The organism is Pseudomonas sp. GW822-FHT05A08 (assembly GCF_058800485.1).
In genome coordinates this window covers 2407663-2420046 of the sequence record NZ_CM179511.1, presented here as the reverse complement: position 1 = coordinate 2420046, position 12384 = coordinate 2407663, and the positions used below count along the sequence as shown (strand labels likewise).

The 12384-nt window shown below is 62.6% G+C and carries 8 protein-coding genes; 4 read left to right on the top strand and 4 right to left on the bottom strand.

The genetic code is table 11. The features are described from left to right. Positions 1 to 2: 2 nt before the first annotated feature. On the bottom strand, positions 3 to 1253 hold the full coding sequence (locus tag AC3RCP_RS10950) for a lipoprotein-releasing ABC transporter permease subunit (RefSeq protein ID WP_007926943.1): 1251 nt from the start codon (positions 1251 to 1253) through the stop codon (positions 3 to 5). Between the two features lie 94 nt (positions 1254 to 1347). Between AC3RCP_RS10950 and AC3RCP_RS10945 the strand changes: the two genes are divergently transcribed. Further along, complete coding sequence (locus tag AC3RCP_RS10945) at positions 1348 to 1935, top strand: PilZ domain-containing protein (protein WP_007926941.1); 588 nt, start codon at positions 1348 to 1350, stop codon at positions 1933 to 1935. A 61-nt stretch (positions 1936 to 1996) separates the two neighbouring features. After that, positions 1997 to 2719, top strand: a complete 723-nt coding sequence (locus tag AC3RCP_RS10940; protein ID WP_101337306.1) for a glycerophosphodiester phosphodiesterase — start codon at positions 1997 to 1999, stop codon at positions 2717 to 2719. A 42-nt stretch (positions 2720 to 2761) separates the two neighbouring features. On the opposite strand, the gene sthA is transcribed toward AC3RCP_RS10940, so the two are convergent. Beyond that, positions 2762 to 4156: a Si-specific NAD(P)(+) transhydrogenase gene (gene sthA / locus AC3RCP_RS10935; protein WP_492571614.1), complete on the bottom strand. Its 1395-nt coding sequence runs from the start codon at positions 4154 to 4156 to the stop codon at positions 2762 to 2764. 201 nt (positions 4157 to 4357) lie between these two features. Continuing rightward, the gene (locus AC3RCP_RS10930) at positions 4358 to 5335 is read right to left on the bottom strand and encodes an FAD:protein FMN transferase (protein WP_492571615.1); all 978 of its coding nucleotides are present in this window, start codon (positions 5333 to 5335) and stop codon (positions 4358 to 4360) included. A 373-nt stretch (positions 5336 to 5708) separates the two neighbouring features. Between AC3RCP_RS10930 and AC3RCP_RS10925 the strand changes: the two genes are divergently transcribed. After that, positions 5709 to 7007 carry an MFS transporter gene (locus tag AC3RCP_RS10925; protein WP_009042989.1) on the top strand — a complete coding sequence of 433 codons (1299 nt, stop codon included), beginning with the start codon at positions 5709 to 5711 and terminating at the stop codon, positions 7005 to 7007. Between the two features lie 104 nt (positions 7008 to 7111). Here the strand turns inward: AC3RCP_RS10925 and AC3RCP_RS10920 are convergent, their stop codons facing one another. Next, on the bottom strand, positions 7112 to 8575 hold the full coding sequence (locus AC3RCP_RS10920; protein ID WP_007921292.1) for a glyceraldehyde-3-phosphate dehydrogenase: 1464 nt from the start codon (positions 8573 to 8575) through the stop codon (positions 7112 to 7114). A 350-nt stretch (positions 8576 to 8925) separates the two neighbouring features. Between AC3RCP_RS10920 and mfd the strand changes: the two genes are divergently transcribed. Continuing rightward, positions 8926 to 12375, top strand: coding sequence for a transcription-repair coupling factor (gene mfd / locus AC3RCP_RS10915; RefSeq protein WP_492571616.1), 3450 nt, complete (start codon positions 8926 to 8928; stop codon positions 12373 to 12375). Positions 12376 to 12384 lie beyond the last annotated feature (9 nt).

The window sequence follows — 12384 nt, the reverse complement described above, 5'->3', positions numbered from 1 at the left end:
ACTCACTCATAACGTAGCGCCTCCGCCGGCTGGGTGCGCGCGGCACGCCAGGCTGGATACAGGGTGGCGAGGAAACTCAGGACCAGTGCCGCGCCGCAGACCATCAACACATCCTCGGCCATCAGTTGCGATGGCAGGTAGTCGATGAAGTACACGTCGGCATTGAGGAATTTGTGCCCGATCAGGCCTTCGAGGGCGGAGATCGCCGCGCTCACGTTCAACGCCGCGAACATCCCGACCACGGCGCCGATCAAGGTACCGATCACGCCGATCACCGTGCCCTGGACCATGAAGGTCGCCATGATGCTGGCCGGCGTCGCCCCCAGGGTACGGAGGATCGCGATATCGCCCTTCTTGTCGTTCACCACCATCACCAGGGTGGAGATGATGTTGAAGGCGGCCACGGCGACGATCAGCAGTAACAACAGGCCGATCATGGCTTTTTCCATGCGGATGGCCTGGTACAGGTTGCCGTGGGTACGGGTCCAGTCACGGGCGTAGTACTGGTTCTCGCCCAGTTGCTCGGCAATTTCCCAGGCGGTGCGTGGCGCCTGGAACAGGTCGTCGAACTTCAGGCGCAGGCCCTGCACCTGGTCCGGTTTCCAGCGGTGCAGGCGGCCCAGGTCGTCGAGGTTGGTCAGGCCCAGATAGCCGTCCAGCTCGCCGGCGCCGACATGGAAGATGCCGACCACGGTAAAACGCTTCATGCGCGGGAACATCCCGGCCGGGGTCACCGTGACCTCGGGCGCGACGAAGGTCAGCTTGTCGCCCAGGCCAACCCCCAGCTTGGTCGCGGCCTTGTCACCGATCACGATGCCGAAGCTGCCAGGGGCCAGGTCGTCCAGCTTGCCCTGCTTCATGAAGTTATCGATGATCGAAACCTGGCGTTCCTTGGCCGGATCGATGGCGTTGAGCAGGACTTTCTGCACCTGGCCGTTATTGGTCAGCAACCCCTGCATCTGGGTGAACGGCGCAACCGCCAGCACCTTGGGGTTCTGCTTGACCTTGTCGGCCAGGCCTTGCCAGTCGCTGATCGGCTCACCGGATTCGATGGTCGCGTGGGGCACCATGCCCAGCACGCGGGTGCGCATCTCATGGTCGAAGCCGTTCATCACCGACAGCACGACGATCATCACGACCACGCCAAGGGCGAGTCCGATCATCGAGGTCAGGGAAATGAATGACACGAAATGATTGCGGCGCTTTGCACGGGTATAACGCGTGCCAATAAATACGAAGAGAGGTCTGAACATGTCGGGGCTTGTTCGGAGGAAAAGAAGACGTCCTTGTGGCGGGTCCTGGTAAGCAGCTTTACACTCAGACCACCGCCGCTACCATGGGTTCGCCATGTCGACATTAGATGAAGAAGATCGCCGCGAATACTACCGTATCGAGGACACGATCGCACTGGAAATTAGCCCCTTGTCCGCCCACGAAGCGGCGAGCAAGGAAGTGTTGCAGGATGCGTCGCCGCTGTTCAACCTGCTCAGCGAGCTGCATCTGAGCGAATTCGAATCGCAGCACCTGCTGCGCCAGGTCAGCGAGCGCGACCGGACCCTGGCCAACTACCTCAAGTCCATGAACAAGCGCATCGACCTGCTTAGCCAGGTGGTGGCGCAGACCGTGCTCGGCAAGTTCGGCGAACCGCAGCGGGTGATTCTCTCCGAAGGCGGCATCGAGTTCGAACATCACCTGTCCTACCCGGCCGGCACCCACCTGGCGGTCAAGCTGCTGCTGATGCCCCAGGCCTTGGGCCTGTTGTTGCGGGCCAAGGTCACCCATTGCGAAACCCGCAGTTTCGGCACGTTCGAAATCGGTACCGAGTTCGAATCATTGACCGACGCCCAACGCCAGTTGCTGGCGCGCTATATCCTGCAGAAGCAAGCCCAGGAACGTCGCCAGGCCCGAGAACAGAACGACCCGGCAGCCGATTGACCTGCGGCCCCACCGCGCAGCACCGATCATCTAATGGAAAAATTTCCGTGAAGGAGCAATCGTGACCCTGATTTATGGCCACCGCGGCGCTAAAGGCGAAGCACCGGAAAACACCCTGACCAGCTTCCAGCAGTGCCTCAAGCATGGCGTGCGCCGCTGCGAACTGGACCTGCACCTGTCCATGGACGGCGAGCTGATGGTGATCCACGACCCGACCCTCAAGCGCACCACCGACCGCCGCGGCAAGGTGGTCGAACACAGCGCCGAAGAACTGATGTCCTATGACGCTCGCAAGGGCGGCCCGGGCTGGGTCACGCCCTGCCCGATCCCGCGCCTGGAAGAACTGTTCGAAAAATGCGACTTCGAGCACTGGCAGCTGGAGGTCAAGAGCGCCTCGCGCACCCGTGCCGCCACCACGGTGCTGGCGATTCGCGAGATGGCGCAGCGTTTCGGCCTGCTGGACAAGGTCACCGTCACCTCCAGCTCACGGGAAGTGCTCAAGGCGGCTGTCGAGCTGACCCCGGATCTGTCGCGCGGGCTGGTCGCCGAATACGCCTGGCTCGACCCGTTGAAGGTCGCGCAAAGCTACGGCTGCGAGATTCTGGCGTTGAACTGGACACTCTGCACCCCGGAACGGCTGCAACGGGCGCAGCGGCAGGGCTTGCATGTGTCGGTATGGACAGTCAACGAGCCTGCGCTGATGCGCAGGCTCGCCGACTTCGGCGTAGACAGCCTGATTACAGACTTTCCCGGTTTGGCCAGCGCCACGCTCGAGAGTTACTGAAATCGGTCTCCCCGGCCGGCTCAGGCCACCGGCCGGAGTCGCTCAAAAAAGCCGGTTGAGGCCGTCGTAAGCGGCTACCCGATAGGCTTCGGCCATGGTCGGGTAGTTGAACGTAGTGTTGACGAAGTACTTCAGGGTATTGAGTTCGCCCGGCTGGTTCATGATCGCCTGGCCGATGTGCACGATCTCCGAAGCCTGGTAACCGAAGCAGTGCACGCCCAGGACTTCCAGGGTTTCGCGGTGGAACAGGATCTTCAGCATACCTTGCGGCTCACCGGCGATCTGCGCGCGGGCCATGCTCTTGAAGAAGGCCTTGCCCACTTCGTACGGCACCTTGGACTGGGTCAGTTCCTGCTCGTTCTTGCCGATCGAACTGATCTCCGGAATGGTGTAGATCCCGGTCGGCACGTCGTTGACGAAGCGCCAGCTGCCGTTGTCGACGATGCTGCCGGCGGCCGAACGCCCCTGGTCATGGGCGGCACTGGCCAGGCTCGGCCAGCCGATCACGTCGCCGGCGCCGTAGATGTTCGGCACGCAGGTGCGGTAGTTCTCGTCCACCTCGATCTGGCCACGGCTGTTGACCTTGACCCCGATGTTTTCCATGCCCAGCCGGTCGGTATTGCCGGTCCGGCCATTGCACCAGAGCAAGGCGTCAGCCTTGATCTTCTTGCCCGACTTGAGGTGCAGGATCACGCCATTGTCGAGGCCTTCGACTCGGTCGTATTCCTCGTTGTGGCGCACGGTGATGTTGTTGTTGCTGAAGTGGTAGCTCAGCGCCTGGGAGATCTCGGAGTCCAGGAAGCTCAGCAACTGGCCGCGGTTGTCCACCAGCTCGACCAGTACCCCCAGGCCACTGAAGATCGAGGCGTATTCACAACCGATCACGCCAGCGCCGTAAACGATGAGTTTGCGCGGGGTGTGGCCGAGGCTGAGGATGGTGTCGCTATCATAGATACGCGGGTGGTGGAAATCGATATCGGCCGGGCGATATGGACGCGAGCCGGTGGCGATGATGATGTGCTTGGCCACCAGCTTCTCGACCACGCCGTTGGCGCAGACCACTTCGATGGTCTGCTCGTCGGCGAAGCTGCCGGTGCCGAAGAACACGTCGACCCGGTTACGCGCGTAGTAGCCGGTGCGCGAGGCGACCTGCTTGGAGATGACCTTCTCGGCGCTTTTCAATACGTCGGGGAACGAGAACCAGCGTGGCTCGCCAATGGCCCGGAACATCGGGTTGGTGTTGAACTGCATGATCTGCCGGACCGAGTGACGCAAGGCCTTGGACGGGATGGTGCCCAGGTGGGTGCAGTTACCGCCGACCTGGCGACGGCTATCGACCATCGCTACCTTGCGCCCAGCTTTCGCGGCGTTCATCGCCGCACCTTCTCCAGCGGGGCCTGAACCCAGCACCACTACGTCGTAGTTGTAGACAGCCATGCGTACTCCTCAGAACAGGCCGCGGCACCCGATGTGGCACCTGCGGCTAAATCATGCCGCGGCCAGCGGCATGAAGGATCAATTTGGCTCGGTTACGAACCCGGGCACAGTCTATAGAAGCGTCAACGCCGCGCACATTAACCCTTGGTCGCGTCGCCGGCTACTTTTGCCTGCGACATCGCGCCGCGGCACCGCGCAAGATTACTGCTTTTGTCCGGCAAACAGGCGATCAAACGCGCGGTTGCTGCGTGTGACGAAGCCTGTATCGGCGCGAATCACAAAAAATGCGGCGATATCGTGTTTTTCCGCGTAATCCCAACCGCGCTCGGGACCGAGGATCAGCAGCAGGGTCGACAGACCATCGGCCATCACGGCCGCGGGATGAATCACCGTGACCGAAGCCAGCCCATGCTCGACAGGCCTGCCGGTGCGGGCGTCGAAGGTGTGGGAATAACGCTGTCCGTCGCGCTGGAAATAATTGCGGTAGTCGCCGGAAGTCGAAACCCCATAACCATCGACGGCGATGACCCGCTCGGCCAGCTGTCGATCGTCCCGCGGCTCCTCCAGGGCAATGCGCCACGCCGAACCGTCGGGTTTCCTGCCGACGGCCTTGAGTTCGCCGGTGGCTTCGACCAGGTAACTGTCGATGCCCATTTCCGCGAGCCTGGCAGCAATCCGGTCCACCGCATGACCGGCGGCGATGCTGTTGAAATCCACCTCGACCGCGGCGTCCTTGCACAGCTGGTCGCCCTCGATACGCAGATGGGTATAGCCGACTCGCTGCCGCACCTGCGCCAGCGCCTCGTCGCTAGGCACCGCCTCCCCGCGCCCCTGCGGACCGAAGCCCCAGAGGTTGAGCAACGGCTCGACCGTCAGATCGAAGGAGCCCTGGCTGTCCCGCGACAGCTGCTGGCCAATCTCGATCAATCGCAGGACCGCCGCCGGCATCGCCTGGCAGCTATTGGCCGGCAGATCGTTGAAGCGTTCGATGTCCGAGTCGCTGCGATAGGTCGACATCTGCCGGTCGACCTGCGCAAGTATCCGCTCGACCTGGGCCTGCACCTCACTCGGCGCAGCCAGGCCTGCCCGCCTCACGTACTTGATCGAGTAGGTGCTGCCCATGGTCGGGCCGCCAAAGCTTTCCAGCGAGTCGCCCCGACCGCATCCGGCCAGGGCCATTGCCAAAACGACAGGAAGCCACCCTCGCACCCAAGATCCACCCAGCAAGACTTCGCCTCCCGACAATCGATTTCCCTCTCGGCTTCGTCCGACCAGGGCGGGTCATTATGCGGTAGCCAGCGCGGATTTGATGCAGGCCGAACCCGGCTCATCGCGAGCTCGCTCCTGCGGGTTCATTCCGCGAACTGGCGGGCAATAAATCCCAAGCCGTCCATCTACTTAGCAAGCAAGCTAAGAGTTTTTGTTGCCTCGGCAGACTCGTACACATATTGTTACAAACTGTCTGGCCTGCGGCTTAGCCGCCCCAGACCGTGCAGCCAGGACGGATAACGACCAGGGATCGCTAACAAAATAGCCAAAGTGAGTGAATAAAATGTCCACGACCACGGGCAAAGGCAAGGCGATCTTTCGCGTTGTCAGCGGCAACTTTCTGGAGATGTTCGACTTCATGGTCTACGGCTTTTACGCCACGGCCATTGCCAAGACCTTCTTCCCTGCCGACAGTGCTTTCGCGTCATTGATGCTGTCGCTGGCGACCTTCGGCGCCGGCTTCCTGATGCGCCCGCTGGGCGCGATCTTTCTTGGCGCTTATATCGACCGTCATGGCCGGCGCCGGGGCCTGATCATCACCCTGCTGCTCATGGCCGCGGGCACCGTGCTGATCGCCTGCGTCCCGGGTTATGCTACCCTCGGCGTCGCCGCGCCGTTGCTGGTGCTGCTCGGCCGCTTGCTGCAGGGCTTCTCTGCCGGTGTGGAACTGGGTGGCGTCTCGGTTTACCTGGCGGAAATCTCCACCCCGGGCCGCAAGGGCTTCTTCGTCAGCTGGCAATCGGCGAGCCAACAGGCCGCCGTGGTCTTCGCCGGCCTGCTGGGCGTTGGCCTGAACCACTGGCTGAGCCCGGAACAAATGGGCGACTGGGGCTGGCGCATGCCGTTCCTGGTGGGCTGCATGATAGTGCCGGCGATCTTCATGATCCGTCGTTCGCTGGAAGAAACCCCGGAGTTCCAGGCACGCAAGCACCGCCCTACCCTGCAGGAAATCATCCGCTCCATCGGCCAGAACTTCGGCATCGTCCTGGCCGGCATGGCACTGGTGGTGATGACCACTGTGTCCTTCTACCTGATCACCGCCTACACCCCGACCTTCGGCAAGGCCGAATTGCAGCTGTCGGACCTGGACGCTCTGCTGGTCACCGTGTGCATCGGCCTGTCGAACTTCTTCTGGCTGCCGGTGATGGGCGCTGTCTCGGACAAGGTCGGGCGCAAGCCACTGCTGCTGGCGGCGACCGTCCTGGCGATCCTCACGGCTTACCCGGCCCTGTCCTGGCTGGTGGCCAACCCGAGTTTCAGCCACCTGCTGATCGTCGAGCTGTGGCTGTCCTTCCTCTATGGCTCGTACAACGGCGCCATGGTGGTGGCTCTCACCGAAATCATGCCGGTTGAAGTGCGCACCACCGGCTTCTCCCTGGCCTACAGCCTGGCCACCGCCACCTTTGGCGGCTTCACACCGGCGGCCTGCACCTACCTGATCCATGCGCTGGACAACAAGGCGGCGCCGGGGATCTGGCTCAGCGGCGCGGCGGTGCTGGGCCTGATCGCGACCCTGGTGCTGTTCCGCGGCAACAAGCATGAACTGCGCACTGCGCAGGCAGCAGTAGTGGGTGGCGCCTGATCGACCGCGAAAAGACCCGCCCAATCAACTCATCCCTCCAGCCATCAAACGCCACAAACAAAAACGCCCCGACAAGTCGGGGCGTTTTCATGTGCGGCTAAGGCTTAGCGCGGGAACGCAGGCGGGTTCACACCGGCCATGTCTTCCATCACGCGAACCACCTGGCAGCTGTAACCGAATTCGTTGTCGTACCAGACGTACAGAACAACGCGGTTATCCTGGGTGATGGTCGCTTCAGCGTCCACCACACCGGCGTGGCGCGAGCCCACGAAGTCGGTGGAAACCACTTCCTGGGAATTGACGAAGTCGATCTGCTTGTGCAGATCGGAGTGCAGCGCCATGTAGCGCAAGTACTCGTTCATCTCTTCACGGGTAGCGGCTTTCTCAAGGTTCAGGTTGAGAATGGCCATCGACACGTTTGGCGTCGGAACGCGGATCGCGTTACCGGTCAGCTTGCCGGCCAGCTCAGGCAGGGCCTTGGCGGCAGCGGTGGCAGCACCGGTCTCGGTGATTACCATGTTCAGCGCGGCGCTACGGCCACGACGATCGCCCTTGTGGAAGTTGTCGATCAGGTTCTGGTCGTTGGTGTACGAGTGAACGGTTTCGACGTGACCGTTGACGATGCCGAACTTGTCGTTCACGGCCTTGAGCACCGGCACGATGGCGTTGGTGGTGCAGGAAGCGGCGGAAACGATCTTGTCGTCAGCGGTGATTTCGGCGTGGTTGATACCGTGAACGATGTTCTTCAGCTTGCCTTTGCCAGGCGCGGTCAGAACGACACGGTCGATACCCGGGCAGGCCAGGTGCTGACCCAGGCCGTCGGCGTCACGCCATACACCGGTGTTGTCCACCAGCAGCGCGTCTTTGATGCCGTACTGGGTGTAGTCCACCTCGGTCGGATTCTTCGCGTAGATAACCTGGATCAGGTTGCCGTTGGCGGTGATGGTGTTGTTGGCTTCGTCGATGGTGATGGTGCCGTTGAACGAACCGTGCACCGAATCGCGACGCAGCAGGCTGGCGCGTTTGGTCAGGTCGTTTTCGGCGCCTTTGCGCACCACGATGGCGCGCAGGCGCAGGCCGTCGCCACCACCGGTTTTCTCGATCAGGATGCGCGCCAGCAGACGGCCGATACGACCGAAGCCGTACAGGACCACGTCGGTGCCTTTGCGGGGCGAAGCGTTTTGCTGGCCAACCACGTCAGCCAGTTCTTCGCGAACGAATTGCTCGGCGGTGCGGCCATTGCCTTCGTTACGGAATTTGAACGCCAACTTGCCCAGGTCCACCGAAGCCGCGCCGAGCTTGAGCTCGCTCATGGCCTTGAGCAGTGGGAATGTTTCGTGGACGGAGAGTTCGCTATCGTCGGAAGAGCGATGGCGAGCAAAGCGGTGAGCTTTGAGAATCGCGATGACAGACTGGTTGATCAGGCTGCGGCCATAGATCGAGCTCACCACATTGTTATTGCGGTAGAGCTGACCGATAAGCGGAATCATCGCTTCTGCGAGCGCTTCACGGTCGATCCATTCACCAAGACACTGGTCGGGCTTCTGAGTCACGGGAACCTTCCACATGTAGGGGCTGAAAAAAGGGGCTACATTATGCAGCCGAGTCCCCTGCGTAGCAATGCGCGCCTGTCGCGCGGAACGTAACAAAAACCCATCAGGAAAAAACACACCCCGCTCCAGCCCAGTAAATACGCGGGTTCCAGAAAGGCCTCATTTTGCGCGGCATCCCAGCGTTGTCTGTAACCCTCCGTAACACCGCCCCGATTCGGCACTACATTTCCCGCCAAGAAACGCGTTTTTTTGTCATAACCACTACATTTTCCGCAACCGCGTAATAGACACATCAGCAACTGACAGCCGGTACGCCGGACCGCTACAATTACCGACTTTGTCGCAACGCTGGAGCTCAACCTTCCGTGCCCGTTCTGCGTCTACCGCAACTCCCTGCCGCCGCCGGCAAACAGCACTGGGGCAATCTGCCCGGTGCCGCCCTCAGCCTCGCCATTGCCGAGGCTGCCAGCGCCGCCAAGCGCTTCACCCTGCTGCTGACCGCCGACAGCCAAAGTGCCGAACGGCTGGAGCAGGAGCTGAGTTTCTTCGCCCCGGATTTGCCCGTGCTGCATTTCCCGGACTGGGAAACCCTGCCCTACGACCTGTTCTCGCCGCACCAGGACATCATCTCCCAGCGGATCGCCAGCCTGTACCGGCTGCCGGAGCTGGAGCATGGCGTGCTGGTGGTGCCGATCACCACGGCCCTGCATCGCCTGGCGCCGACCAAGTTCCTGCTGGGCAGCAGCCTGGTGCTGGACATCGGCCAGAAGCTGGATGTCGAACAGATGCGTACCCGCCTGGAAGCCAGCGGCTATCGCTGTGTCGACACGGTCTACGAGCACGGCGAGTTCGCGGTGCGCGGCGCCCTGATCGACCTGTTCCCGATGGGCAGCAAACTGCCTTATCGCATCGACCTGTTCGACGATGAAATCGAGACCCTGCGCACCTTCGATCCGGAAAACCAGCGCTCCATCGACAAGGTCGATTCGGTGCGCCTGCTGCCGGCGAAAGAATTCCCGCTGCAGAAAGAAGCCGTCACCCGCTTCAAGGCCCGCTTCCGCGAACGCTTCGACGTCGATTTCCGCCGCTGCCCGATCTTCCAGGACCTGAGCAGCGGGATCACTCCGGCCGGCATCGAGTATTACCTGCCGCTGTTCTTCGAAGACACTTCGACCCTGTTCGACTACCTGCCCCAGGACACCCAGGTGTTCTCCCTGCCGGGCATCGAGCAGGCGGCCGAAAACTTCTGGAACGACGTGCGCAACCGTTACGAAGAACGCCGCGTCGATCCGTCCCGTCCTTTATTGCCGCCCGCCGAGTTGTTCCTGCCGGTGGAAGACTGCTTCGCCCGCCTGAAAAGCTGGCCGCGGGTAGTCGCCAGCCAGCAGGACATCGAGGCCGGTGGCGGCCGCGAGCGCTTCCCGGCGCAGCCCCTGCCCAACCTCGCCATCGAAGCCAAGGCCAACCAGCCGCTGGCGGCTCTGGCGAATTTCCTCGACGAGTTCACCGGACGCGTGCTGTTCACCGCCGAATCCGCCGGGCGCCGCGAGGTGCTGCTGGAGTTGCTGGAACGCCTGAAGCTGCGGCCGAAGACCGTCGACAGCTGGCCGGACTTCGTCGCTGGCAAGGATCGCCTGGCGATCACCATCGCACCGCTGGACGAAGGCTTGCTGCTGGACGATCCGGCCCTGGCGCTGGTGGCCGAAAGCCCGCTGTTCGGCCAGCGCGTGATGCAGCGCCGGCGCCGGGAGAAACGCGCCGACGCCAACAACGATGCGGTGATCAAGAACCTCACCGAGCTGCGCGAAGGCGCGCCGGTGGTACATATCGATCACGGCGTGGGCCGCTACCTGGGCCTGGCCACCCTGGAGATCGACAACCAGGCCGCGGAATTCCTCACCCTCGAATACGCCGAGGGCGCCAAGCTCTATGTGCCGGTGGCCAACCTGCACCTGATCGCCCGCTACACCGGTAGCGACGACGCCCTGGCGCCACTGCACCGCCTGGGTTCGGAAACCTGGCAGAAAGCCAAGCGCAAGGCCGCCGAGCAGGTGCGCGATGTCGCCGCCGAACTGCTGGACATCTACGCTCGCCGCGCGGCCCGCGAAGGTTATGCCTTCGCCGATCCGAAAGCCGACTACGCCACCTTCAGCGCCGGCTTCCCGTTCGAAGAAACCCCCGACCAGCAAACCACCATCGAGGCGGTGCGCGAGGACATGCTCGCGGCCAAGCCGATGGACCGCCTGGTCTGCGGCGACGTCGGCTTCGGCAAGACCGAAGTGGCGATGCGCGCCGCTTTCATCGCCGTGCACGGCGGCAAGCAAGTGGCGATCCTGGTGCCCACCACCCTGCTCGCCCAGCAGCACTACAACAGCTTCCGCGACCGCTTCGCCGACTGGCCGGTGAGCGTGGAAGTGATGAGCCGCTTCAAGTCCGCCAAGGAAGTGAATGCCGCGGTGGCCGACCTGGCCGAAGGCAAGATCGACATCGTCATCGGCACCCACAAGCTGTTGCAGGACGATGTGAAGATCAAGAACCTCGGTCTGGTGATCATCGACGAAGAACACCGCTTCGGCGTGCGCCAGAAAGAACAGCTCAAGGCCCTGCGCAGCGAGGTCGACATCCTGACGCTGACCGCGACGCCGATTCCGCGCACGCTGAACATGGCGGTGTCGGGCATGCGCGACCTGTCGATCATCGCCACGCCACCGGCCCGGCGCCTGTCGGTGCGCACCTTCGTCATGGAGCAGAACAAGAGCACGGTCAAAGAGGCCCTGCTGCGCGAGCTGCTGCGTGGCGGCCAGGTCTATTACCTGCACAACGATGTGAAGACCATCGAGAAATGCGCCGCCGACCTCGCCGAACTGGTGCCGGAAGCGCGCATCGGCATCGGCCACGGGCAGATGCGCGAACGCGAACTCGAACAGGTGATGAGCGACTTCTACCACAAGCGCTTCAACGTGCTGATCGCCTCGACCATCATCGAGACCGGCATCGACGTGCCGAGCGCCAACACCATCATCATCGAGCGCGCCGACAAGTTCGGCCTGGCCCAACTGCACCAGTTGCGCGGCCGGGTCGGTCGCAGCCACCACCAGGCCTACGCCTACCTGCTGACGCCACCGCGCCAGCAGATCACCCCGGACGCGGAAAAGCGCCTGGAGGCGATCGCCAACACCCAGGACCTCGGCGCCGGCTTCGTGCTCGCCACCAACGACCTGGAGATCCGCGGCGCCGGCGAACTGCTGGGGGATGGCCAAAGCGGCCAGATCCAGGCGGTGGGCTTCACCCTTTATATGGAAATGCTTGAGCGCGCGGTGAAAGCCATCCGCAAGGGCGAGCAGCCGAACCTCGACCAGCCCCTGGGTGGCGGTCCGGAAATCAACCTGCGCCTGCCGGCACTGATTCCCGAAGACTACCTGCCGGATGTGCATGCGCGGCTGATCCTCTACAAGCGCATCGCCTCGGCCACCGACGAGGACGGCCTGAAAGACCTGCAAGTGGAGATGATCGACCGCTTCGGCCTGCTGCCAGAACCGACCAAGAACCTGGTACGCCTGACCCTGCTGAAACTGCAGGCCGAGCAACTGGGGATCAAGAAGGTCGACGGCGGCCCGCAGGGCGGTCGTCTCGAGTTCGCCGCCGATACCCCGGTGGACCCGCTGGCGCTGATCAAACTCATCCAGGGCCAACCCAATCGCTACAAATTTGAAGGCGCCACGCTGTTCAAATTCATGGTGCCGATGGAACGTCCGGAAGAACGCTTCAACACATTGGAGGCGCTGTTCGAGCGCCTCACCCCGAAAACTGCTTGAAGGACGCCC